Below are 22,947 nucleotides of genomic sequence, written 5' to 3'. Positions count from 1 at the left end.
CGGGACGGAGGTGACCTGTCTGCGGTGCCTGAGAGCGGCGCCGGAAGGGAAGGCCGCGGTGGCGGCGCAACCGCTTGGAGGCCAACTGCACAACCAGGCCGACCACTTTCCGGACGTCACGCAGCCCGTCGGTGTCCCAGGCATAAAAGTTCAGCAGGCGCTGCATGCCCTCCGGGCCCGTGTCACCGGCCGCCTCCGCCAGCGTCCAGCCGTTCTTGCGCTCCAACTCACCGAGCAGACCCCGGACATACCACCGCATCCGGCGCCGCGACTCCACCTGCGGGACCCGACCACGACCGTGCGGCACGGTCACGGTCACGGTCGGGCAGGAGCGGGTGTACGAGGTCGGGTTGCACCGGGGCTACTTCGCCGCCGATCCGGAGGATCCGGTGAGCTGGTCGGCGGAATGGGCGCCGCAGGGCAGCAGTTCGGCGACCGAGCACAATACCGAGGACCTGGCCGATCTCGTCACTGCGATCGTCGACGACGTCCGTGCCTTCGCCCGCCGCCACGGTCTGCTGGTGGTCAACCGGCTCGCGGTGAACCGGGGACATCGACCCCGCCGCGACCACAAGACGGTCTGGGGCGAGATCCGGCTTCCCTGAACGGCCCGTCGTCACACGAACCTGAGCGACTCGGGCGAAGGGCCGGTTGCCCACGGCGCACCATGTCCTGTCGGGACCGGAATCTGTGAGCATCCGGCCCTTCCAGGCTAGCGGCCCGCGCTGCACAGGGTGCATTCGAATCACCCGACTCCACCCGTCCGGGGATGGGTCGGCTCACTGCCGGCCGGGGTGTCCGGGCGCTGCCGTCCGGTACGCAGCCGGGCATCGGGTTCTTCGCGGGTGGGGCTGTCGCCGGGCGTCGGTGTCGTGGTCGGTGGGCGTGGTGCCGACCGGGGCTGGCCGACATCGGCCCGGCATCGGTGCTTGTCCGGCCCGGCCACGGCGCTGTGTCCTGGTTCGGCGGCACCGCCGCGGTAACCCGTCCGGGTCCGTTGTGGGCCACGGGCGTGCGCGCGCCCGCCGGGTTACGCAGACCGGCCGGGTGCCGCCGAACCAACGCCGGGCGGGTCCCGTGATGCGGGCATCCCGCTCGCCCTGTCCGGAACCCGCCCCTTTCGGTGAGGCGCCCCCACAGCATCCCAGGCGCACGGCGACCGCGGTCCCGTCCGCGTTCACCAAAACCGGTGAACCTGGCCGCGTCGGGTCCACTGTGGACCGGGGTGTGGTGGGACGGTCGGTCGTCACGGCCGGTGGTCGTGCCCGCGCAACGCTCTACCTCAACGTGAGTTCTTCGCCGTGGCGAGGTCGACATGCACACCTGCATACCGATCCGTGACGAGATCCGCAGAAGCCTGGACGAGCGCGGTGTCGCGGTGATCCTGGACCTGTCCGGAGTGCGGTTCTTCGGTTCCGGCGGCATCGCGACGGTGGTGGAAGCGCACCAGGGCGCCCGACGCCGGCAGGTCGCGTTCGCCGTCGTCGCCGTTCACCGCCCGGTGGTGCGGCCGTTGGAGGTCACGGGCGTCACGATGTTCCTCGCGCTGTTCCCGACGTTGTCCGAGGCGCTGGCCGCTGTCGGCCCCACCGCGGTCCACCCCGCTGCGGTCCGCACCGGTCGTCCCGGCGAAATGATCCGGCGATGTGACGCACCGTGTAGGTGTCGCCCCATCGGGGTAACCGTGGGATGCCGGCACCCGCGCGGAGCACGGCAGGGCCACCTGGTGGCCCGGCCAGGTTCGACGCGGTGACGTTGAAACAACCAGCGCTCGCGCCGGTCTGGCTGCGCGGTGCGGGACGGATGCCTCGTCGCCCGCCCCGTACCGCGCCCACCACACGTCAGGACCACGGACGGCCGGGAACCACGGACGATGTCGTGCCCGGGAAGGCGTGGCGTCACCGTCGTGGGGTGAGTGCCTTGCGGTGGGCCTGCTCGATCAGATCGAGCTGATGGGGGTGAGCGAGGCGGTGATCCCGTCCTCGTCCTCGGTGCCGACCGGGGCGGTCGTGCCGAACCAGCGGCGGGCCGGGTGCCCGAGGACGGTGAGCATGGCCCAGGCGACCGGGTTGGGCGGGTACAGCTCGGGCAGCGACGCGGCGGTGTCCTCGGAGGCGTCGACCACCTTGGCCCGGATCCCCTCCTCCAACGGCACCCCGTTGACCAGGCCCCGGTGCGGATCGAACGACCCGGCGGGCAAGAGTGTCGAGGACGTCCGGGCGGTGCGCGACGAGTTCGAACGCCGGGTCCGCGCCCTGCTCGCCGAACTGGACGTCCCGGTCGCCTGAAACCCGTCGTCCGGCAGACGTCGATGGAGATGCGACCATGCCGGGGAACGGACCGGCAGACGAAGGGGGAGGCCGCACAGCGCATGGTCGGACACTCCGGTCCTGAAGCCGTCGCCCTGTCGGGTGGAGGTTTCCGCTGAACGTCATCGTCATCGGCGGCGGCCAGGCAGGTCTCGCCGCCGGCTACTACCTGCGTCGCGCCGGCCTCGACTTCACCATCCTCGACGCGCAACCCGAACCCGGCGGCGCCTGGCGGCACGGCTGGGACTCGCTGCGCCTGTTCTCCCCGACCCGCCACAGCTCGCTGCCCGGTTGGCCCATGCCCCGCTTCCCCGGCGAGGGCTACCCGACCCCCGATCACGTCGTGGACTACCTGGCGACCTACGAGAAGCGCTACGAACTCCCGGTCGAACACGGCGTCCGGGTCCGCTCCGTCCTGCGCACCGCCGACGGCTTCGACGTGGACGGCCGCCACGCCGACGCGGTCATCAGCGCCACCGGCACCTGGTGGCGACCCTTCATCCCCGCCCTGGCCTGGCGCCTGCCCGGCCGCCAACTCCACACCGTCGACTACCGCAACCCCGCGCAGTTCACCGGCCAACGGGTGGTCGTGGTCGGTGGCGGCAACTCCGGCGCCCAGATCGCCGCCGACCTGGCCGGCCACGTCGACCTCACCTGGCTCACCCAACGCCCACCCCACTACCTGCCCGACGAGATCGACGGCAAGGCCCTGTTCGACATCGCCACCCACAACCCCGGCGGCGTCGCCGCCCTGGGCGACATCGTCGCCGTCCCACCCGTCCGGGAGGCCCGGGACCGCGGCCTGCTCACCGCCCACCCGATCGACCACGACACCCTGCGCTCCGCGGACACGGTCATCTGGTCCACCGGCTTCCGCCCGTCGCTGGCCCATCTGGCCGGCCTCGGCCTGCGCGCCCCGGACGGCCGCATCCCCACCACCGGCACCCAAGCCGTGGACGAACCGCTCTTGCACCTGCTCGGCTACGGCCACTGGACCGGCCCCGCCTCGGCCACGCTGATCGGTGTGGGCCCCACCGCGCGTGCCGCCGTGGCCCGGGTCGCGGATGGGTTGGGCGTGACCGTTCGGCGTTGACCACCGAGGTCTTCCCTCCACCCCTCGTGGCAGGCGATTGTGGGCCCGCAGGAGTCGGAGGAAAGCGGGAGTACGGCGATCGACGAGAACGTGGTCGAGGCCCGTTCGGGCAGGTCAGTGCCGGTGGTGCATCACCACGGTCTGCCGGCCGTCCACGACGGACGCCGCCGTGGTGTCGGCCGGTGCGTCCGGACCTCCCACGGCATGGGTGATCCGGCTGGCCACCAACGGCGATCCGGCCAACTCCAGGCCGCCGTAGAGAGCGTATAGCGTCGCTGTGATCGACACCGGCGTGGGCTTGGACTGCTAGAACCTCAACGTGCACACCGCCGGCGACGAGCACTGAGCGGGGGCCCGCGTTCCGGACTCGGCTGTCCGGGACGACGCCGACCGCCCGGTCACACCTCGGGTTGCCTGCCCGGTGCGCTGGTTCCGAGCCGAGGTGACGTGGCGCCGAGCGCTTGGCATGCCGATCGGGACCGATCGGCATGCCAAGTCCTCGCGCGGTGGTGACGCTATGTTGCGGTGGTGAGCCTTGGACGCGTGGTGTCGGTGAACGTGGGCGTCGCTCGCCCGATGTTGGCCAGGACCGGTCGCAGCGGGATCGACAAGCGGCCCGTGGTGGGCGCGGTTGAGGTCGGGGTTCCGGGGTACGGGGGTTCCGGGTTCGCGGGGGACTTCATCGGGGATCCCGACGACCACGGAGGGGGTGACCGGGCCGTCTACGCCTATGCACGTGAGGACCTCGACTGGTGGCGGGCCGAACTCGGTCGGAGCCTGGCCTCCGGGGTGTTCGGGGAGAACTTGACGACGATCGCGGTGGACGTGACCGGGGCGGAGATCGGGGAGCGCTGGCGGATCGGTGCCGAACTGGTCCTGGAGGTGAGCGCGCCTCGGACGCCGTGTCGGACGTTTGCCGCCTGGATGGACGAGAAGCGGTGGATTCACACCTTCACCCGGCGTGCGGCGCCGGGGGCGTACCTGCGGGTGCTGACACCGGGGAGCGTGCGAGCCGGCGACGCAGTCCAGGTGGTGCACCGACCCGGCCACGGGGTGACCGTCGGGCTGGTGTTCCGGGCGATCACCACGGAATCCGAACTCCTGTCGCGGATAGTCACTGTCGACGCGCTGGCCGAGGACATCCTGGCCACTGCCCGTCGCCGGGTGGGCGCCTGACACCGTTCGTACGATTGTTGCGGGTTGTTGTCGGCGAGAGGCGGAGCATGGGTGTGCGGCGAACGGACGGGGCGGCGAAGCCTGCTACCAGGATGGGCAGACCGCCGGTCGCGGACCGGGACGCCATCGTGCGGGCCGCGCTGGAGATCGGGTTTTCCCGGCTGACGGTGTCGGCTGTGGGGGAGCGGCTCGGGATCTCGCACTCGACGCTCTACCGGTACTTCAAAAGCCGTGACGAACTCGCCGCGGCGGTGGTCGACCACGCCGTCCAGGCCATCGAGTGGCCGTTGCCCGCCGATGGCTGGAGGTCGTTCCTGACTGAGACCGCTTGGGCGCACTGGCGGTTGCACGACGCGCACCCGGGCCTGGCTCGCGAGATCACGGCGTTGCGCCTGACGAGCCCCGCCCTGGTACGCCGGGACAACGAGACCGGCGTCCACCTGCTGGGGTTCGGCTTCTCGCCGGAAGCCGCGATGCTGGTGGTCGACATGCTGGCGGAGTTGGTCGTGCAGGAGTTCCTGGCGACGCCGCCCGACGGCGAAGGCGCGTCACTGGACGCCTCCCAGCGGCGCAGGCGCGAGCTGATCGATCCGTGGCTGGACCTGTACGACCCCCGGTTGCGCCCGGTGCTGCTCGGCGCTGTGAGTGGTTCCGCGACGGCCTGGTTCGAGCGCAAACTGGCTCTGTTCCTCGACGGTGTGGCCGCGCGGCAGGGATGAGAACCACTTTCTGACAGAGTGTTGTAAAGTCCTCCTCGTCGTGTCTACGTCGGGGAGGACGCATGTCGGTTGACACAGGGCTCGACCCACGGCGGTGGGGTGCGCTGGCGGTGATCGCCGCCGCGCAGTTGTTGATCGTGCTCGACTCCTCGGTGGTCAACATCGCGCTGCCTTCCGCGCAGGCGGAGCTGGGCATGGGTGATGCGGCGCGGCACTGGGTGGTGGCCGCGTACACGTTGACCTTCGGCGGCTTCCTGCTGGTCGGCGGACGGCTCGCGGACATGGTGGGCCGCAAGAAGGTCTTCCTGGTCGGCGTGGTCGGGTTCGCACTGATGTCCCTCGTCGGCGGACTGGCGACCGGCCCGGTCATGCTCCCGGTGGCGCGGGCCGCCCAGGGCGTGTTCGCGGCTCTCATGGCACCCGCCGGGCTCGCGCTCCTCGCCACCGCGTTCCAGGACCCCAAGGAGCGGGGCAAGGCCTTCGGCGTCTTCGGCGCCGCGGTGGGGTCGGGCATGGCCGTGGGCATGGTGCTCGGCGGCGTGCTCACCGAGATCGGTTCCTGGCGCTGGTGCCTGCTGATCAACGTGCCGCTCGCGGCGCTGGTCCTGGTTCCCGCACTGCGACTGCTCGACGACAGCCGCGGCAGCGGTGTCGCCGGGTACGACCTGCCCGGCGCGCTCACCGCAACCGCGGGTGTGGGTTCTCTGGTGTACGGCATCAGCCAGGCCGAGACCCAAGGCTGGACGCATCCGACAACCCTCGGGTTCATCGCGGCCGGCGTAGTGCTGCTGGCCGTCTTCCTGGTGGTCGAGCGGCGGTCGCGGCGTCCGATCATGCCGCTGCGGATCGTCGTCGACCGCGTCCGCGGTGCCGGGTACCTGATCGTGTTCCTCGCCGGCGCGGCGCTGCTGGCGTTCTACCTGCTGCTCGCCTACTACCTGCAACTCGTTCGCGGTTACTCGCCGCTGCTGACGGGCCTGGTCTTCGTTCCAAGCGGGTTGGGCATCTTCATCGGCTCGCTCAGTGCGGGACGGCTGTTGGCCAAGATCACCCCGCGCGTCATCCTGGTGAGCGGGCTGGCGCTGGGCGCGGTCGGGCTCGCGGCCTTCGGCACCCTCGACCCCGCCAGCGGGATGTGGTCGCTGATCGTGCCCGCGCAGCTCGTCGGGGGCTTGGGCATCGGCGCGGCGCTGACCACGGTCACCAAGGCGACGCTCGACGGCGTCCCGCCCGAGGACACCGGTGTGGCGAGCGCGCTGACCAACGCGATGCGGCAGGTCGGCGGGGCTGTCGGTGTGTCCGTGCTCAACGCCGTCGCACTGTTCGCAACCGTCGGGACCGGCCCGGAGGCGCTCACCGACGGTTACGTGGTGGCCTTCCTCGTCGGGGCGGTGTTGTTCGCCGTTGCCGCGGTGGTCGCACTGTTCGCGACCGCGCCACGGCGGGCGACCGTTCCCGCTTGATCTGACTGGTACCGGACGACAGGTTCGGCCGGACCAATTTATGACAGTTTGTCGCAAAGTCGGCGGTCGCAGCCGCCGTGAATCGATTGGGGATGTCATGGCACAGTCCGCCGCCGAGACGGCAAGCGGAAGCACGGACAGCGCTGATCCACGGCGTTGGTTAGCGCTGGCCGTGATCGCCGCCGCCCAGCTGCTCGTCGTGCTGGACGCTTCGGTGGTCAACATCGCGCTGCCGTCGGCTCAGCAGGCGCTCGGCATGTCCGACGTGGCCAAGCAGTGGGTGGTCACCGGGTACTCCCTGACCTTCGGCGGCCTGTTGCTGCTCGGCGGCAGGATGGCCGACCTCCACGGCCGCAAGCGGATGTTCGTCTGGGGCCTGGTGGGTTTCGCCGTCGCGTCCGCGGTCGGTGGTCTCGCGGAGAACGCCGCGATCCTGCTGACCGCGCGCGCTGTGCAGGGCGGGTTCGCCGCGTTCCTCGCGCCCGCCGGACTGGCGCTGCTGGCGACCACCTTCACCGATCCCGCCGAACGCGGAAAGGCGTTCGGCATCTTCGGCGCGGCGGTCGGCACCGGTGGCGTCATCGGCATGGTGCTCGGCGGCGTGCTCACGGAGTACGGCTCGTGGCGGTGGACTCTGCTGATCAACGTGCCCGTGGTGCTGCTGATCCTGATCGCCGCGTTCCGGGTGCTCCGCGACAGCCGGGCCGGTGGGCCCGTCCGCTACGACCTGCCCGGCACGTTGACCGGCACGCTCGGCGTCGGCACGTTGATCTACGGGATCTCCCAGGCCGTCGAGCGCGGTTGGCTGAGCGCATCCACGCTGACCTTCGTACTGGTGGGGATCGTGCTGCTGGTGGCGTTCGTGTGGATCGAGCACCGGTCCGCCGCGCCCATGATGCCGCTGCGGGTCGTACGCGACCGGGTGCGCGGCAGCGGTTACGCCGTGGTCTTCCTGATCGGTGGGGCGCTGTACGCGTTCTACCTCTTCCTGACCTACTACCTCCAGGTCGTGCAGGACTACACGCCGCTGCGCACCGGCCTGGCCTTCGTGCCCATCGGCGTCGGCATCTTCATCGGCTCGGTGGTCGCGGGGCGCCTGCTCGGCCGGATGAGCGCGCGCGGTGTGGTGATCGTCGGGCTCCTGGCGGGCGTGCTGGGTATCGGCTGGCTCGGCCTGATCGAGCCGACGACCGGCTTCTGGAGCACGCTGATGCCGGCGCAGGTCGTGGTGGGACTCGGCATCGGCGCGGCGATGACCACGGTCATGAAACTGACCCTCGACGGCGTCGACCACGGCGACGCCGGAGTGGCCGGTGCACTGACCAACGCCATGCGCGAGATCGGTGGCGCGGTCGGCATCTCCGCCCTCAACGTCGTGGCCATCTCGGTGACCGCGGCGGCCGGTCCGCTGTCCGACAGGACGCTGACCGACGGCTACGCCATCGCGTTCCTGGCCAGTGCCGTCGTGCTGGCCGTTGCCACACTGATCGCGGTGTTCGCGGTCAAACCAGACCGCGTCGCCCACCGATGACCGGGCACCAGGACGGCTTGCGCTCGATGCTGCGGCCGGTGCGCGGCCGGATCACCGGGGGCGTCGTGCTCCAGGCCGTCGCCACCGTGGCGTCGCTGGCCACCTTCGTCGCGATCCACCTCCTGGCGCTGGAACTGCTGCGCCCCGAGGTGGATCGGGGCGCGGTGTGGGCCGTGGTCGCGTTCGCGGCGGGCGCGCTGGTCGTGCGTCTGGTCGCCCAAGCGGTGGGTTACCAGTTGATGCACGACGCGGACATCGACTTCCAACTCGCCGTGCGCAGGCGGGTCGCGGCCAAGCTCGGCCGCGTCCCGCTCGGCTGGTTCGGTGCGAGGAACAGCGCCACGGTGAAGAAGGCGCTGGCGGACGACATCGAGGCCGTCCATTATCTGGTCGCCCACGCGTTGCCCGACCTGACCGCGGCCGTGGTGATGCCCGTGAGCGCACTGCTGTTGCTCGTGGTGTTCGACTGGCGGCTGACGCTGGCCACGCTGGTCCTGCTGCCACTGTTCGCAGTGCTGTTCGTAGCCACCGGTCGGCGCGGCAGCCGTCAGGGCGAGCGGATGGCGGGCGCGGTCGCGGGCATCACCAGGGCGGTAGTGGAGTTCGTCCAGGGCATCGCGGTGATCAAGGCGTTCGGCGGGCGCGACCGGGCGGACAACCGGTTCCACCGCGCGATCGACGACTACATGGTCGCGTTCAGCGCGGTGAAGGGACCGATCCTGAAGCTGAGCGCGACGGCATATGCGTTGGTCAGTCCGGCGGCGATGCTGCTGTCGGCCACCGCGGCGGGCACGGTGTTCGTCGCACTCGGTCTCGTCCGGCCGATCGACGTGCTGCCGTTCGTGTTGCTGGGCCTCGCGCTTACCGCACCGCTGGTGGTGATCACGTACGGCCCTCAGGCGTTCGCCGCCGCGCGTGCCGCCGCCGAACGAGTGGACGAGGTGCTGGCCACGGCGGAACTGCCGGAACCACCCGTGTCGGGTAGCCCGGCCGACAGCCGGGTGGAGTTCGAGCACGTCACCTTCGGCTACCAGGAAGGGGCGCCGAGCCTTCGTGACGTGGGTTTCGTGCTGGAACCCGGCACGGTCACCGCCCTGGTCGGCCCGTCCGGTGCGGGCAAGTCCACCACCGCCGCCCTGCTGTCCCGCTTCTTCGACCCGTGGGAAGGCTCGATCCGGGTGGGGGGAGTGGATCTGCGGGATCTCGACGCGGCCGCCCTGTACGCGTCGGTCTCGTTCGTCTTCCAGGACGCCGGCCTGGTGACGGCGAGCATCGCCGACAACATCCGTCTCGGCCGACCGGACGCCGGTGACGACGACGTGCGTGCGGCGGCCGTCGCGGCTCGGTGCCACGACCGGATCACCGCGCTGCCCCGCGGCTACGACTCCGTGGTCGGCGAGGACGCGCAACTGTCCGGTGGAGAAGCACAACGGGTGGCGATCGCCCGCGCGCTGCTCGCCGACGCCCCGGTCCTCGTGCTGGACGAGGCGACGGCGTTCGTCGATCCCGAGTCGGAAGCGGCCATCTACGACGCGCTGTCGGCGTTGGTCGCCGGGCGAACGGTGTTGTTCGTCGCGCACCGCCTGCACACGGTGACCGAGGCCGACCAGATCCTCGTGCTGGACGCCGGAACGCTGGTCGAGCGCGGCACCCACGCCGAGCTGCTCACCCACGACGGCGTCTACCGACGTCTGTGGCAGGCGGCCGAACAACAGGGCACGCCCACGGGAGGACGACGCTGATGCTGCGTGAACTCATCCGCGTGATCGGGTCGGGGGAGGCGCGGCGGATCCGGCTGCACTTGGCCGCCGTCCTCTGGCACGCGGTGTCGCAAGGTGTCGTCTTCGTGCTGCTCGTGCCGTTGCTGCGGGCGCTGCTGCGCGGGGAGACCGACGCGGCCCTGCGTTGGCTGGCGGCGCTCGCGGTGGCGGCCGTCGTGACCGGGGTCGCCTACTACGTGCAGGCGCTGCTCGGCTTCCGCACTGCGGTGGCCGCGACCGGAGCCCTGTACCGCAGGCTCGGCGACCACCTCGGCGACCTGCCGCTGGGCTGGTTCGCCGCGGTGAGGCTCGGTTCGCTCACCAGGCTGGCCACCGCGGGCGTCGGCGAGGTCACCGTCGTGTTCGCGCACCTGGTGGGTCCGCTGATCACCGCGGTCGCCACACCGCTGACCGTGTTGGTGGGCATGGCGGTGTTCGATTGGCGGCCGGCGTTGGCGATGGCGGCGACCGTGCCCGTGCTCTACGCCGCGTACCGCTGGTCGACCAGAGTGCTGGCGGAAACCGACGCCGACGTGGACGCCGCGATCGGCCGGTCCAACGACCGGATCCTGGAGTTCGCCCAACGCCAGTCGGTGCTGCGCGCCTTCGGCGGTGGGCGTGCGCACCAGGACAGACTGGACGAGGTGCTGGTCGGGCAGCACGAGGCCGGCCGGCGACAGCTCCGGCGAAACTCGTTGGCGCGCGGGCTTTTCGGCGGGGCTGTGCAGTTGTCGGTGACGTTCGTGCTGGCGGTGAGCGCATTGCTCGCCCTCGGTGACACCGCGGACGTGCCGCAGTTCATCGCGCTGGCCGTGCTGGTGGTCCGGTTCGCCGAACCCGTTTCCGCGCTCGGCGACCTCGGCGGCTCGTTGCGCACCGTCAAAGCCCGGCTGGCGCAGGTGCGGGAAATCCTCGACGTGCCGCCGCTGCCCGAACCGGGACGGCCACGCACACCCGCGGGCTCGCGGATCGAGCTGGTCGACGTCCGGTTCCGCTATCCCGGCTCGCCGACCGACCGCTTCCTCCTCGACGGGGTGAACGCGGTCATCCCCGCCAACGGCGTGACAGCGCTCGTGGGACCGTCGGGCTCGGGCAAGACGACGCTCACCCGGCTCATCGCCCGATTCTGGGACGTCGACTCGGGTTCGGTCCGGATCGGCGGCGTCGACGTGCGCGAGCTGAGCGCCGCCGACCGCACCGCGCTCGTCGCCCCGGTGTTCCAGCACGTCTACCTGTTCGAGGGCACCATCGCGGAGAACGTCCGGCTCGGTCGACCGGACGCGAGCGACGAGGACGTCGCCGAGGCCGCGCGTCTGGCCAGGGTCGACGAGATCGTCCACCGGCTCCCGGATGGTTGGGACACCCGTGTAGGTGAAGGCGGCGCCGCGCTGTCCGGGGGCGAACGCCAACGCGTCTCCCTGGCCCGCGCCATCCTCAAACGTGCTCCCGTCGTCATCCTCGACGAGGCCACCGCCGCGCTGGACTCGGTCAACGAGGCCGCGATCACCGACACCGTTCGTGCGCTCGCCGGCCGTTGCACGCTCCTGGTGATCGCCCACCAGTTGTCCACGGTGGTCGACGCCGACCGCATCCTGGTGCTCGACGGGGGATGTGTGCGGGAGTCGGGTACCCACCAGGAGCTGATGGCCGTGGACGGCCTCTACCGCCGGTTCTGGAGCGAACGCGACCGCGTGGGCGGTTGGCGCCTCAAGTCCGGCTGAGCGGTCACGGCACGCCGGCGCCCAGGTCGTCCGCGCCGACCCTGGACCGGAGGAAGTTCTCGACCAGCCCGAGGACTTCCTCCGGCTTCTCCACGTGCGGCAAGTGCCCGCAGTCCGACAGCTCTGCTCGCCTGGTCGGGCCCCGCACCGCGCGTTCCACGGCGTCGAGCTGGGCGGTGGTGCCGTATTGGTCGTGATCGCCCTGGACCATCAGGACGGGGGCGTCGACACCGGCCAACTCCGCGGTGATGTCCCACTCCCGGAAGGCGGCGGAGAGCCAGACACCGGTCCAGGAGGTGAACGCGGTGTCCGGGTCGTCGTGGACCTGGGCCAGGCGGCGACGCAGAGGGCCTGCGGCGTAGGCGGCGATCGACTCCCGGATACCGGCCAACGTCCTGGCCTCGACGAAGGCGTGCGGTGCCATCACCGTCACCTGGTCCACCGGGTGACGGGAGGCGTGCAGGAGGGCGATCGAGGCTCCGTCGCTGTGCCCGACCAGCGCGGGCCGGTGTAGCCCCAGGCGGTCGAGCAGTTCCGGTAGCGTCTCCAACGCCTCGTCGTGCAGGTAGCGAGGCGTCCGCGGAGTCGTGGCCGGGCCCGAGGCCCCGTAGCCGTGGCGGGAGTAGACCAGGGCCTCCCGTCCGGTGGCGTGAGCGACGCGATCGGGGAACCTGCCCCACGTCGCCGTGCAGCCGAGGCCCTCGTGCAGGAAGACCAGGGCCGGCAGGTCGGGGGAACCGGCGACGCGCCGGTACTCCACCGGGCCGCCGGACAGTTCGATCACCGGCACGGCGCCTCACCACTCGATCGTGGTCGAATCGAACATGTTGAACCCGAGCCGGGCCTTGCCGACGTAGTCCAGGCACTCGTCGGGCTTGGCGGGCATCACGGCGCAGAACGCGGCCTCCCGCATCAGCCGTTCCAGCGGGTTCGACTTGCGCAGCGCGGACGACCCGCAGATCCGCACGGCCGTCTGCGCCAGGCGCGGCACCAGTTCCCCGATGCAGTACTTCGCCGCGTGCACCGCGCTGTTGGCCTCCACACTGCCCTTGCGCTCGTCGACCAGCCGGGCCGCCGCGTGCACCAGGGCCCGAGCGGCGGCCACCTCGATCGCCACCCGCCCGACGTCGGCACGGACGACCGCGGAGTCGCGTTTGCGCTCGTCCGCCCGGACGGAGTCGGTGGTGTGCCGAAGGATCGACTCGGCCACGCCCAGGTAGGCGCCCATGTAGCCGGACACCATCCAGTGCGGCTCGCGCACCAGTTTGAACAGCGACATGCCCTCGATCCCGAGGAACAGCCGATCGGCGCCGATCCGGACCTCCGACATGGTCATCGCCGCGGTGGCGGTCCCGTTGAGCGCCGCGCCGTCCCACAGCCCGTCGAACGACACCCCCACGTCGTCCCGGGCGACCACGAAGTGCGACACCTCGTCCGCCGCGTCCGTACCCTCGCGCCGCGCGGTGGTGATGTAGTAGTCGGCGATCCCGGCCAGGGACACGAACGATTTGTGGCCGTTGAGGACGAAGCCGTCGTCCGTCCGCCGGTACGTGGCCTTGACACCGGTGAGTTTGGCGCCCGCGCCCACCTCCGACGTCGCCGAGGCGAACATCCGACCGCGGTGCACGACCTCGTCGAACACCCATCGGCGGAACGCGTCGGCCTTCGGCGGCAGGTCACGGGCCGCGCTCTCGCACAGTGCGCCGATGGCGACGTTGTGCATGTTGTACCCCAAGGCGGTGGCCGCGTCCCCTGTCGCCAACACCTCCAGCACGCGGGTGTAGTCCAGATAGGACAGTCCGCTGCCGCCTGCGGCCCGGGGCACGAGGAGGGTGAGCAGACCGGTGTCGCGCACCACCTCGTACCCGTGCCCGACGGGGATGCGCCCGTCGTCGACCTCCCCGGCCACGAGCCGCAGCCCGGCGGCGACCTCCGCCACTTGCAGCAGAGTGGTTTCCACGTCCGGCGCGTCGATGGTGCGCATGCAATCCCGTCCTGTTCGAAAGCGCGGTCAGTTCTGCACGGGCAGGCCGAGTTCACGGGCGACGGACACGCGCAGCAGGTCGTTGGGGCCCGCGTACACCGAGGCGGCCATCGGGTCGGCCAGGTCGACCGTCAGCCCCGTGTCCGCGATGAACGACCGCACGCCGCCCAGCATCGCCGCCTGTCGGCTGAACTCGAGGTAGTCCTGAGCCACGGAGATCTTGGTCAGCGCCGCGTCGGAGGCCAGGCTCCGCGCGGACTCCGACCGGTCGAACCGGTGGGCCATCGCGTAGACCAGCGTGCGGGAGCGGTGCACGGCCAGCGCCATGTCCGCGATCCGCCCGGCGACGAGGTGGCTCCCACCCATCGGCCGGTCGAACTGCCGCCGGGATCGCGCCCAGTCGACCGTGCGGTCCAGCACCCGTCGCATCGGTCCGAGCGCGTAGCCGAGCAGCAGGGCGCGCTCCCACGACGTGGTGGTGGTGAGGAGCGCCAACCCGGCGCCTTCCTGGCCCACCAGCCGTTCGGGCTCCAGCCGCACGTCGTCGAAGTCGAGCGCGCCCATGGGCACCCCGGTCAGCGCCACCTTGGGGAAGGGGTCGCTGCGTCGGACGCCGGACGTCGACAGGTCGACCAGGAAGGCCGACAGCGCGAACGGCGTCCGCTCGGTCGCGGTTCGGGCGAACACCAGCGCGTGGTCGGCCACCGGAGCCGCGGTGACGAACGCCTTGCGCCCGTTCAACCGCCATCCCCCGTCGCCCGAGGGCACGGCCCGCGTGGTCATCGACAGCGGGTCGCTGCCGCCTCCCTCCTCGGTGAGCGCGTGGCAGAGCAGGATGTCGCCTCGTTCGACCCCATCCGCCAATGCGGTCCAGGCCGGTGCACCGAAGCTTTGAAGGGGGAATTGAATGCCGAACCGCTGGGACGCCAGCGCATAGCACAGTCCGGCGGGCGTACCACCGACTCCGATTCCCTCGACCGCGGCGAGCGCGCGGGTGACCGGGCCGACGGAGGCGTCCGAGGCAGCCGTCCTCAGGATTCCGCCGCCCGCGATGGCCTTCCACTGCGTGCGGAAGTCGGCGGAACCCAAGCCGCCCAGTGCCGATTCGGAGAACTCGGACCACTCGGCGACCAGATCGTCCGTCACGGTCCCGATCACCGCGTCACCGCGCTCTTCTCGGCCCGAAGCGTCTCGACCAGCGCCCACAGGGTCTGGGGTGTGCGGAAGTTCGCCGCCACCACTTCGCTTTCGGGGAACGCGACACCGGCCGTCTCCTCGATGCGGGTGGCGATCCGCATGATCGTCAGCGAGTCGAGGAGCCCGGATACGAGCAGGGCCGTCTGCGGCTCGATGTCCACGTCGGCCGGCGCGGACGTGTCGGCGAGGATCGCCCGGATGAGGTCGCACAGATCGTCGACGCTGTTCATGTCCTCCGCCTAGGTTGCTGTCGAGGCCAGGGCCTCGCGGTCGATCTTCCCGCGGTTGGTCAGGGGCAGTTCCGCTGTGACGACGACGTGGTCCGGCGCCATGCGTCGCGGCAGCGCCTCGTGCACGGCGCGGACGACTGCCTCAGGCTCGGCGTCGTCGCACACCAGGTGGAGCCAGATCTCACCGCCGTCCACGATGTCGGGCCGCCACACGGCCGCACACGCCCGCACCGCGGGCAACTCTTGGACCACGCTCTCGATGTCGCCGAGTTCGATGCGGTGGCCGCGCCGCTTGACCTGGTGGTCGCGTCGGCCGCGCAGGTGGATCCGTCCCTCGGCGTCGCGCACACCGAGGTCGCCGGTCAGGTAGGCGGTGAGCCGCTCCTTGCCGCACGTGATGGTGGCGAGGCGCGGTCGCAGCACGCCGTCCTGGAGGTATCCGCGGAAAACGGCCGGGCCGCTGACTGCGATCTCGCCCTCCGGGCCGGCGACGCCGTTCTCGTCGACCAGTTCAACCCGCAGGCCGGGCAGTGCGTGGCCGATCGACAACGGCTCGGCGGCCGTCCAGTTCCAGGGTATGCGCTCGAAGGTGCAGACGTTGGTCTCGGTCGGTCCGTACAGGTTGTAGAAACGGCTGTGCGGGAACAACCGGACGTAGCGCTCCAGAGGTCCGACGGGGAAGGCCTCGCCGGCGAAGGCGAGGACGCGCAACCGCGGCAGTGGCGTCGTCTCGATGCCGCCGCGCAGTAGCGACTGATAGAGCGTCGGCACCGCGTAGAACAGGGAGATCCGTTCCTCGGCCAGCCACGTCACGACGTCGCGCGGGAAGTTCTTGAGCACATCGGGGAGCAGCACCGCGCAGGCGCCCGTCATCGCCGCGGCGAACAGGTCGAACGTGCTCAGGTCGAACGTCAGCGCGGCCTGCGAGCCGATCCGGTCGTCCGGACCGACGCCGAACTCCTCGACCGTCCACCGGACGAAGTGGAGCACGTTCTCATGAGACAGCAGGACACCTTTGGGCCAGCCGGTGCTGCCCGAGGTGAACAGCATGTAGCCCCCGTCGGGGGTGCGTGCCGGCGTGTGCCCGTGAGCCACGGCCAGTCGCAGCCCGTGACCGAGCGGAGCGGAGCGGTCGACGAACCCGGCGGGCACCGGTCCGGCGACGACGAGGAACCCGAGCCCCGCCGTGTGCGCCATGCGTTCCACGCGTTCGGCGGGATCCGTCGGGTCCAACGGGGCCGCGACCGCGCCGGCTCGAAGAGCGGCGTGGATCGCGCGAACCGCGTCGGCACCTTTCGGCGCCAGGACACCGACGTGGTCGCCGCGTCGGACGCCGTGTGCGATGAGCGCGGCGGCCACGTCGGCCACCTCGTGGTCCAGTTCCGAGTAGGTGAGTGCGGTGCTGCCGTCGCTGAGCGCGGGGCGGCCCGGGTGCAGGCCCGCGGTGTCGGTGAGCAGTCGGTCGAGGGTCATGCGGATGTACCCTTGTCCAGCAGCACTGCCAACGCCTTCTTGTCCATCTTGCCGACCGGGGTGAGCGGCATCGTCTCCACCGTGCGCACCTCGTCCGGCACCTTGTAGGCCGCGACACCCCGTTCGGTGAGGAACGCGGCCAGTTCGCGCCTGGTCGGCGTGCTCGCCCCGGTCGGCACGATGAACGCTACCGAGCGCTCCCCGAGATCCGGATCCGGTGTGGGCAGCAGGGCTATCGACTGGATGGCAGGGTGGGCCTGGAGGTGGTTCTCCACCTCCGTCGCCGGAATCTTCTCGCCGCCGCGGTTGATCTGGTCCTTGCTGCGACCGGCGACGATCAGGTGGCCGGAGGGCAGCCGGCGGACCCGGTCACCGGTGCGGTAGTACCCGTCATCGGTGAAGGTCTTCGCGTTGTGCTCGGGCGCGCGGTAGTAGCCGCGCAACGTGTACGGGCCGCGGGCGAGCAGTTCGCCCACCTCCCCGTCCGACACGTCCCGGTCCTCGTCGTCGGTCACCCGCACGTCGTCGGCGGGGGAGATCGGTCGGCCCTGGGTCGTGGCGATGATCTCCGGCGAGTCGTCCAGCCTGGTCAGGCAGAGCAGGCCCTCCGCCATCCCGAACACCTGCTGGAGCACGGTGCCGGTGAACTCGGTGATGATCTGCCGCGCCACGTCGTCGGCCAGCCGCGCGCTGCCCACCTGGAGGACGCGCAGACTCGACAGGTCGGCACGGGTGCCCCCCCGCTCGGCGAGCCACACGGGCGCCAATTGCGGGTTGATCGCGGTGATGGTGACCCGTTCCCGCTCGATCAGCTCGAAGCAGTAGGACGGGTCGGGGTTGGCCGCCAGCACGACCTTGCCGCCGACGGCCAGCGTGCCCAGGACGCCGGGGCAGTTCATCGTGTAGTTGAACGCCACGGGCAGGGTCGCCAGGTACACGGTGTCCGACGAGTGCCCGCACACCTCGCCCGCCGCGCGTCCGTTGTAGAGGTAGTCGGCGTGCGACCGGGGGATGAGCTTGGGCAGCCCGGTGGTGCCGCCGGAGAGCAGGAGTAGTGCCATGTCCTCGGCGGCGGGGGAGGCCTGTGGGGTGCCAGAAGTCGGCCGCATGGTCTGACCTGCGGTTAGGCTGCTGTGGGTTCGTACTCGTTGATCAGGCCGCCGAGGATTGGTCGGCGGCGTATCGACGTGTGGTTCGGCTCTGCGATCGGGTGGTCCGGTCGTGGTGGGGTGAGTTGTCGGGCTTGGTGTGGTCTGCGGTGGTTGTAGTGGTTCGCGTAGCGGTTCAGCACCGCCCGTAGGTGGTGTTCGTTGAGGATGAGCAGGCGGTCGGTGGCTTCGCGTCGGACGGTGCCGACGAATCGTTCGGCGTAGGTGTTGGCTCGTGGACACCGTGGTGGGATCTTCACGACTTGGATGCCGGTGTCGGCGAGGACGGCGTCGAACGAGGCGGTGAACTGACCGGCCCGGTCTCGGATGAGGAACCGGAAGTCGTCGGCCCGGTCGTCGAGGTCCATGAGCAGGTTGCGGGTCTGTTGGGTGGTCCATGCTGCGTCGGGGTTGGTGGTGGTGCCGAGGATGTGGACGTAGCGGGTGGCGACTTCCATTACGAAGAAGACGTAGATCCGCTTGAGGGTGATCGCGCAGTCGACGTGGAAGAAGTCGCAGGCCAACATGCTCGCGGCCTGGGCGTGTAGGAAACGCCGCCACGAGGTGTCGGTGTCGCGCTTGGGTGCGGGCGGTATGCGTAGGCGCTTGAGTACGCGGCGCACGGTCGAGGCGACTGTCCGGTGACCGGGCTTGAGCAGCTCGCCTTGGATTCGGCGGTAGCCCCAGCCGCTGTTCTCCCGGGCCATGCGCTCGATCAACGCCACGACGGTGTCGTTCACCGGCGGTCGCCCGGTGCGGTTCGGGTAGGTCCACTTCTTCGCGACCAGGCGCCGGTGCCATCTGAGGACGGTGGCCGGTGTTACCAACCGGTGCTCGCGCGGCAGTCGGGGGAGTCGGCGGGTCGATGCGGCGAGCACCGCGCGATCGGCCCACTCCAATCGTGGGCGGGGAGTGGTCCGGCGCAGTACGGCGATCTCGTGTCGCAGCACCAGCAGTTCGACGTCCTTGGCGGTGGAGGACCGGCCGAGAAGCGCCAGCCAATCACCGAGTCGAACGAAGATCAGGTACAGCAGTCGTAACGCCACGCCTCACGATCATGCTCCTGTAATCCACGGTGCACGATCACCGCAGCTCAGCGACCTGGTGCAGAGTTCTGGCACCCCACAGGGTATGGGAGACAGCCGTCCCGCTCCAGGAGCGGCCGTGTCTCGCGGACGACACCGGCGACGGCCGAGCGGCTCACGTCGCCGAGAGCGTCGGCGAGAACGTCCAATGTGCACAGTTTCCTGAGATACAGGACAGTGAGCAGGACGCGTTCACTGTTGCTGATCTTCTGGGGAAAGACACCACCACGGGCGCCGGGCCGGCGAGGGCCGCCACGGCGCTGATGAGTGAGACGTTCGGCGTGAGCGGCCTGTCGGGGCGCGAGCCGTTCGGTGAGGTCGTTCAGCTCGTCCCGGCTCATCCCGGTCAGGGCGGGATCGGACAACGCCTCGATGATCGCGGTTCGGGCCGGGCGGATTCCGTGATCGAGGAACGTGAGCAGGTCGCGAGCGGTGGCGAAGCGCACCGAGGCCACTCCTGGGTTGTGGCCGTGGTCTTCGAGGACGTCGCGCGTCTGCTTCACCAGGTCCCCGATGCAGGTGCCGGTGACCTCGAGCAGGTCTGCGAGCACGTTCATGGAGCAGACCTGCCGTTGGTAGACAAGGGTGAGCAGCAGGCGGTCGGCGTCGTCGAACAACGGCTTGCCACCGCGGAGTCTGCCGGTGGCCCGCCGGGCACGGCCGCCGCGTTGCTCGGTGTAGCGCTGTTGTGTCCGGGCGGCTTGGGCCAGTGCGAGGGCGTTGGACAGCCGGTCGAGTTCGGTGCCGGTCAGGCCGGTCAGCCGGGGGTCGGCCAGGCGGGTGAGCATGGCCTGGCGGCGACCGGCCGGCCCGTCCGACTCGCCCACCGCTGCCACGTCGGTCGTCGTGGCGGGCTGTGGGAGCAGGGTGTAGTTCCAGGTGCCGTGGGTGGCATGCCGCTGCAGCGGCAGGGCGGTGAAGCGTTCCTTGCCGATCGCGACGCCGGTGGGGTAGTCGCCGGTGTCCAGAGCCGCTTCGACCCGCAGCCCGGCGCGAGTGCGGGTCGCCGCGATGGTCTTGACCACGACCTCGTGGCTGGTCAACGGACGCCCCCGCCAGTTGAGGGTGATATGCGAGAACAGTCGGTGCTCAATCTTGTTCCACTTACTTGTTCCCGGACAATGCCGTTGTTTGATCACTGAAGCAGTGTCGGGTTGAGGGCGATGGCCTTCGGCCTTGCTTTGCCGGTCGGTCCGCGTTGCTGGACTTTGCCTCGGTAGGAGTACTTCGACTCGGGCCGTTTGAGGAGCCGAGCGGCCTCGCGGAGACGGCGGGCGCGGTTGTCGAGCTTGCGGCACACCTTCGACGCCGGCATCGCCATGAACTTCCTGACCTTCGCCGGCGTATCGGCACACTGCCGGACCACACTGCGGCGGACGTGCTTGAGGATCTTGATGAACGACAGGCGATCCGGGTCGATGCCGTGTCCATCAGCCAATTCCATGATGATCCTGGTCAGGCAGTGGTGCACGACCAGGTGAGCCCACACCTCCTGGCGAACCAGGTCCGGGCCAGCCGAGCGCAGGACCTGCCCGGGGCCGCGCTGAAATGTCTTGATCTGTCGGTAAGAGGACTCGACCTCCCACCTTTCGTGGTACAGGGTCGCCAGTTCCGCCGCCGGATGGACGTATGGGTCGAGTAGATCGGTGAGCAGCCTGATGATCCCCCCTTCGTCCACTTGGTACTCGATGACGCGGACCAGCACCCCGCCGGGGTGGGCGCCCTTCTGCCCGGCCAGGTTCATCCGCGCCAGATAGCTCCCGTCGGCCAGGATCTGGACCGGACGGCGGGCGACACAGGACCGGGCACGGAGCAACAAGTGCGCTCCCGCTGCCGTGTATGCCTTCCATAGCTCGACTCCGGGGAAGCCGCGATCCATGATCACGAGCATCCCCGCGGCCGAGCCGGCCATGGCGATGGCCAACTCCCGCTCGCCGCCGTTGAACCCACCCACCCTCGCATCGATCGACGCGTGGGTCCCAGTCTCGGTCAGGGTCACCACCCGCGCCTGCGGGAACCCCGCGTCGTTGCCGCGCGCGTCGCTGGGCCCGCCGAAGGCACGCCGGTTGGCCTCGGTGTCGGGCACGTCCAGCAGGAACCCGTCCACCGCGGCCAGGCGCATCCCCGGTAGAACGCCGCGGTCAGCCCGCTCGGGGCCGCCGGCCCGGCCACAGCGCGAAACACCGCCTCCAGCGGGCGCGGCCCCAGGCGCTGCCGCGCCCTGGTGAACGACGCCCGGTTGGGGATGTCGTCGCCCATGTCGGGCAACGCGCCGACCAGGTTCTCCGCGACGTCGTCATAGGAGTCCTGGTGGAACAGCGCCAAAGCGAGGGTGAAGTACACCATGAACCTCGCCGACAGCGCCCCCTGCCGGCGGTCCCGCCTGCCGCACGCGGCCAGCACCGTCCACCAGCTCCGCGGTCACCCAGCGGGTGAGCACGCCCAGCCTGACCTCGTCAGACAGTCCGATCCACGAATGCACGACCAGAACAACGATCACACTGCCGGCGCGTCGCCACGCTCCCTGCAACTACTACGCACCGCAAACAACGGCATTGTGTTCCCGGAGGGAAGTGACAGACCGTGATCGCCAGCCCGGTCTCCGCGGCCAGGGCGGCCAACTCGCTCTTCCACACCCGGTAGCGGTAGCCGTTGGAGCCACCCGCATCGGCGGTGATCAGCAACCTCGACGCATTCGGATGGTCCAGACTGCCGCGCGCTTTCCACCAGCGGCGGATCGACTCGACCGCGAACACCGAGGTGTCGTGATCGACCCCCACGTTGACCCAGCCGGTATTGCGGGTGATGTCGTAGATCCCGTACGGGATGGCCTGCTCCACGTCCGGGCCGCTGAAGAAGTGGTGGTCCTCCACCGCGACCGGCTCCCCCTGCGGCCGCCACTCCCGTCCGGCCACCGGTAAGCGCCCCAACTGTTCCCGCTTCTTCGTGTCCACGCTGATCACCGGCTCGCCACTGGCCTGGTGGTCCTTCACCTGCTCGTTGATATAGCGGAACTGCGCATCCCGATCCGGGTGCTGTGCGCCTTCCAACGTCTTGGCGTTGGCCTGCAAGCTGAACCCGGCCGACTTCAACAACCGGCCGACCGTCGGAGCCGACACCGGATGTCCCTGCCGGGTCAGCTCCTCGGCCAAGTGCCGCAACGACTTCGTCGTCCACCGCAACGGGGATTCCGGATCGCCCCGCTCATCCGGCTCGACCAGGGCCAGCAGCGCGTCCAGCACGACGGGATCGTTCTTCTCGGCCCGCTTACGGCCGCCGCCCACCGCACGGACCCGACCGTCCGGAAACGGATCGCCGCCCGCGTCCAGTTCCGCCATGCCTCGTCGGACGGTGGTCTCGCTCACTCGGGCGACCTGTGCCGCGACGCGCACGCCGCCGTGGCCGAGCAGCCGGGCCTCGGTGGCCACGGCCAGGCGTCGCTGCCGCTCGTTCAGGTGCGGCAACAGCGCCGCGAACCGGCGCCCGAGCTGCGACAGGACCTCCCGCGTGATCGCCATACCAGACCAACGAGCACCAAGACCGAAAGCAACACCTTGATCTTTACGGCTTCACAAGAGTGCGAATGTTCTTGCGGCGCTGCCGAAGTCAGCGCAGCCCGCAGCGACCAAAGCGATGCAGGAAATCTACAACGCCGAAGACGCCGACCACGCCCGGACAGCGGCCAAGAGCTTCGCCGATGCCTACGGGGTGAAGTTTCCCAAGGCTGCCGCGAAGATCACCGACGACCTGGACGTGTTGCTGGAGTTCTACAACTACCCGGCCGAGCACTGGGTGCACCTGCGGACCACGAACCCGATCGAGTCGACCTTCGCGACCGTGCGGTTGCGGCAGAAGGTCACCAAGGGGGCCCCGAATCCCGCGCGGCAGGCCTGGCTATGGCGTTCAAGCTGATCGAGTCCGCCCAGCACCGGTGGCGAGCGGTCAACGCACCCCACCTGGTCGCCCTCGTCCGCGCTGGCGCGACCTTCGAACGCGGCGTCCTGGTCGAGCGACCCGACGAGAAGTCAGGAGGCGATCAGCACGTCGCATGACCACGC

At 70.2% G+C, this 22,947-nt stretch carries 20 protein-coding genes and 6 pseudogenes; 11 read left to right on the top strand and 15 right to left on the bottom strand.

The window, feature by feature from the left end; genetic code table 11:
* Window positions 1-100: 100 nt before the first annotated feature.
* Window positions 101-307, bottom strand: a pseudogene (locus tag ALI22I_RS08680) (IS701 family transposase); the annotation flags it as partial.
* 28 nt (window positions 308-335) lie between these two features.
* Here ALI22I_RS08680 and ALI22I_RS08675 point away from each other — a divergent pair.
* Window positions 336-605, top strand: a complete 270-nt coding sequence (locus ALI22I_RS08675; protein WP_077004954.1) for a hypothetical protein — start codon at window positions 336-338, stop codon at window positions 603-605.
* A gap of 707 nt (window positions 606-1,312) precedes the next feature.
* Window positions 1,313-1,753 (top strand): annotated as a pseudogene (locus ALI22I_RS08670) (STAS domain-containing protein); the annotation flags it as partial.
* Window positions 1,754-1,939: 186 nt separating this feature from the next.
* Here ALI22I_RS08670 and ALI22I_RS08665 read toward each other — a convergent pair.
* Complete coding sequence (locus tag ALI22I_RS08665) at window positions 1,940-2,155, bottom strand: hypothetical protein (RefSeq protein WP_143532071.1); 216 nt, start codon at window positions 2,153-2,155, stop codon at window positions 1,940-1,942.
* A gap of 4 nt (window positions 2,156-2,159) precedes the next feature.
* On the opposite strand from ALI22I_RS08665, the gene ALI22I_RS54565 reads away from it, so the two are divergent.
* A complete protein-coding gene (locus tag ALI22I_RS54565) occupies window positions 2,160-2,288 on the top strand; it encodes a hypothetical protein (protein ID WP_274522777.1) in 129 nt (42 codons plus the stop codon).
* 136 nt (window positions 2,289-2,424) lie between these two features.
* Window positions 2,425-3,402 carry an ArsO family NAD(P)H-dependent flavin-containing monooxygenase gene (locus ALI22I_RS08655; RefSeq protein WP_077004951.1) on the top strand — a complete coding sequence of 326 codons (978 nt, stop codon included), beginning with the start codon at window positions 2,425-2,427 and terminating at the stop codon, window positions 3,400-3,402.
* A 114-nt stretch (window positions 3,403-3,516) separates the two neighbouring features.
* On the opposite strand, the gene ALI22I_RS50580 is transcribed toward ALI22I_RS08655, so the two are convergent.
* Complete coding sequence (locus tag ALI22I_RS50580; protein WP_179118159.1) at window positions 3,517-3,690, bottom strand: hypothetical protein; 174 nt, start codon at window positions 3,688-3,690, stop codon at window positions 3,517-3,519.
* Window positions 3,691-3,930: 240 nt separating this feature from the next.
* Between ALI22I_RS50580 and ALI22I_RS08650 the strand changes: the two genes are divergently transcribed.
* The 6 genes from ALI22I_RS08650 (at window position 3,931) to ALI22I_RS08625 (ending at window position 11,772) form a co-directional block, all read left to right on the top strand.
* Window positions 3,931-4,578: an MOSC domain-containing protein gene (locus ALI22I_RS08650; RefSeq protein ID WP_238598221.1), complete on the top strand. Its 648-nt coding sequence runs from the start codon at window positions 3,931-3,933 to the stop codon at window positions 4,576-4,578.
* A 92-nt stretch (window positions 4,579-4,670) separates the two neighbouring features.
* Entirely contained in the window at window positions 4,671-5,297 is a 627-nt protein-coding gene (locus ALI22I_RS08645) for a TetR/AcrR family transcriptional regulator (protein WP_143532070.1), read from the top strand.
* A 62-nt stretch (window positions 5,298-5,359) separates the two neighbouring features.
* Window positions 5,360-6,760, top strand: a complete 1,401-nt coding sequence (locus ALI22I_RS08640) for an MFS transporter (protein WP_077004949.1) — start codon at window positions 5,360-5,362, stop codon at window positions 6,758-6,760.
* Window positions 6,761-6,857: 97 nt separating this feature from the next.
* Window positions 6,858-8,291, top strand: a complete 1,434-nt coding sequence (locus ALI22I_RS08635) for an MFS transporter (protein WP_077004948.1) — start codon at window positions 6,858-6,860, stop codon at window positions 8,289-8,291.
* On the top strand, window positions 8,288-10,033 hold the full coding sequence (locus tag ALI22I_RS08630; RefSeq protein ID WP_077004947.1) for an ABC transporter ATP-binding protein: 1,746 nt from the start codon (window positions 8,288-8,290) through the stop codon (window positions 10,031-10,033). The genes ALI22I_RS08635 and ALI22I_RS08630 overlap by 4 nt, the downstream gene beginning before the upstream one ends.
* On the top strand, window positions 10,033-11,772 hold the full coding sequence (locus ALI22I_RS08625; protein ID WP_077004946.1) for an ABC transporter ATP-binding protein: 1,740 nt from the start codon (window positions 10,033-10,035) through the stop codon (window positions 11,770-11,772). The genes ALI22I_RS08630 and ALI22I_RS08625 overlap by 1 nt, the downstream gene beginning before the upstream one ends.
* A 4-nt stretch (window positions 11,773-11,776) precedes the next feature.
* On the opposite strand, the gene ALI22I_RS08620 is transcribed toward ALI22I_RS08625, so the two are convergent.
* From ALI22I_RS08620 to ALI22I_RS08570, 12 genes and pseudogenes are all read right to left on the bottom strand, one after another.
* Window positions 11,777-12,562: an alpha/beta fold hydrolase gene (locus tag ALI22I_RS08620; protein WP_077004945.1), complete on the bottom strand. Its 786-nt coding sequence runs from the start codon at window positions 12,560-12,562 to the stop codon at window positions 11,777-11,779.
* Window positions 12,563-12,568: 6 nt separating this feature from the next.
* Entirely contained in the window at window positions 12,569-13,756 is a 1,188-nt protein-coding gene (locus tag ALI22I_RS08615) for an acyl-CoA dehydrogenase family protein (RefSeq protein ID WP_077004944.1), read from the bottom strand.
* Window positions 13,757-13,783: 27 nt separating this feature from the next.
* Complete coding sequence (locus ALI22I_RS08610) at window positions 13,784-14,914, bottom strand: acyl-CoA dehydrogenase family protein (protein ID WP_077004943.1); 1,131 nt, start codon at window positions 14,912-14,914, stop codon at window positions 13,784-13,786.
* Window positions 14,911-15,183 (bottom strand): acyl carrier protein, encoded by a 273-nt coding sequence (locus ALI22I_RS08605; protein WP_077004942.1) that lies wholly within the window; start codon window positions 15,181-15,183, stop codon window positions 14,911-14,913. Before ALI22I_RS08605 ends, ALI22I_RS08610 begins: the two co-directional genes overlap by 4 nt.
* Before the next feature lie 9 nt (window positions 15,184-15,192).
* The gene (locus ALI22I_RS08600) at window positions 15,193-16,656 is read right to left on the bottom strand and encodes an amino acid adenylation domain-containing protein (protein WP_077004941.1); all 1,464 of its coding nucleotides are present in this window, start codon (window positions 16,654-16,656) and stop codon (window positions 15,193-15,195) included.
* The gene (locus ALI22I_RS55070; RefSeq protein ID WP_338013477.1) at window positions 16,653-16,931 is read right to left on the bottom strand and encodes an AMP-binding enzyme; all 279 of its coding nucleotides are present in this window, start codon (window positions 16,929-16,931) and stop codon (window positions 16,653-16,655) included. The genes ALI22I_RS08600 and ALI22I_RS55070 overlap by 4 nt, the downstream gene beginning before the upstream one ends.
* A 165-nt stretch (window positions 16,932-17,096) precedes the next feature.
* Window positions 17,097-17,768, bottom strand: a pseudogene (locus tag ALI22I_RS55065) (AMP-binding protein); the annotation flags it as partial.
* An 11-nt stretch (window positions 17,769-17,779) separates the two neighbouring features.
* A complete protein-coding gene (locus ALI22I_RS53345) occupies window positions 17,780-18,850 on the bottom strand; it encodes an integrase core domain-containing protein (protein WP_077004940.1) in 1,071 nt (356 codons plus the stop codon).
* A gap of 890 nt (window positions 18,851-19,740) precedes the next feature.
* A pseudogene (locus tag ALI22I_RS53340) lies at window positions 19,741-20,007 on the bottom strand (ISAzo13-like element transposase-related protein); the annotation flags it as partial.
* Window positions 20,008-20,024: 17 nt separating this feature from the next.
* Complete coding sequence (locus tag ALI22I_RS08580; RefSeq protein WP_238598230.1) at window positions 20,025-20,975, bottom strand: IS4 family transposase; 951 nt, start codon at window positions 20,973-20,975, stop codon at window positions 20,025-20,027.
* The gene (locus ALI22I_RS08575) at window positions 20,885-21,292 is read right to left on the bottom strand and encodes a transposase domain-containing protein (RefSeq protein ID WP_077004937.1); all 408 of its coding nucleotides are present in this window, start codon (window positions 21,290-21,292) and stop codon (window positions 20,885-20,887) included. Before ALI22I_RS08575 ends, ALI22I_RS08580 begins: the two co-directional genes overlap by 91 nt.
* A 155-nt stretch (window positions 21,293-21,447) precedes the next feature.
* A pseudogene (locus ALI22I_RS08570) lies at window positions 21,448-22,407 on the bottom strand (ISAzo13 family transposase); the annotation flags it as partial.
* A 52-nt stretch (window positions 22,408-22,459) separates the two neighbouring features.
* Between ALI22I_RS08570 and ALI22I_RS08565 the strand changes: the two are divergent.
* Window positions 22,460-22,941 (top strand): annotated as a pseudogene (locus ALI22I_RS08565) (transposase); the annotation flags it as partial.
* Window positions 22,942-22,947 lie beyond the last annotated feature (6 nt).

This window comes from Saccharothrix sp. ALI-22-I (assembly GCF_001984175.1).
GTDB lineage: Bacteria > Actinomycetota > Actinomycetes > Mycobacteriales > Pseudonocardiaceae > Actinosynnema.
This window is presented reverse-complemented; position numbering and strand designations above follow the sequence as displayed.